The organism is Leuconostoc sp. BM2 (assembly GCF_002095565.1).
Taxonomy (GTDB): Bacteria; Bacillota; Bacilli; order Lactobacillales; family Lactobacillaceae; genus Leuconostoc; species Leuconostoc falkenbergense.
Window position 1 is genome coordinate 1 of record NZ_MOWQ01000116.1, and the last position, 668, is coordinate 668.

General features: G+C 37.0%; 1 protein-coding gene. It reads left to right on the forward strand.

The window, feature by feature from the left end; translation table 11 throughout:
- Positions 1 to 668: ATP-binding protein (locus BMG01_RS10720; RefSeq protein ID WP_198941556.1), on the forward strand; the 668-nt coding region annotated here is incomplete at both ends.

Genomic DNA, 668 nt, shown 5'->3' on the forward strand with positions numbered 1-668 from the left:
GAAGTGCTAAACGATCATATTTCAGAAAAGAAAAACTTCTTTTCCACCTTAGTCACGTTTACGGTATCAGCGGAAGATATTGAAACCCTACATGATCGTGTTGCTAATTTAATAGAATCATTTAGGAGTATTGACGTGAATATTGTGAAGCCAATCGGTGAACAAAAACGTCTTTTCTATTATGATTTAATGGGTTCTGATGTGTCCCAAAACCGCTATTGGGTGCAATTATTGACCAGTGAGGGTATCGGTGAGTTGTTGTTTGCGGTCAATCAGCAAGTTGGTAGTAATATTGGCTTTTATATTGGACGTGGTGCGCCAAAAACAGTTGCCAATAGTACCCAGGACGCATTAGACAGTTCAAAGCGCTTGGTCTTTTTTAATCCGTTGATTACCAACGAAATTTTAGACGGATCCACCAGCACCACCAGCCCTAATATTATGATTACGGGTAAAACAGGTAGAGGAAAGTCTTACCTCACTAAAATTATTTTGAAAATTATTCAACTTTCAAATGCCAAAGCAATCTACTTTGATCCTAAGCAGGAAATGCGTAAATGGTATTCAGCGGTATTAAATGATCAGACCTTTAAAGAAGACTATCCAGATGAATATACATTATTGAATAATGTGCGTTTTGTGACACTTGATGTTTCTGATAAAACAAA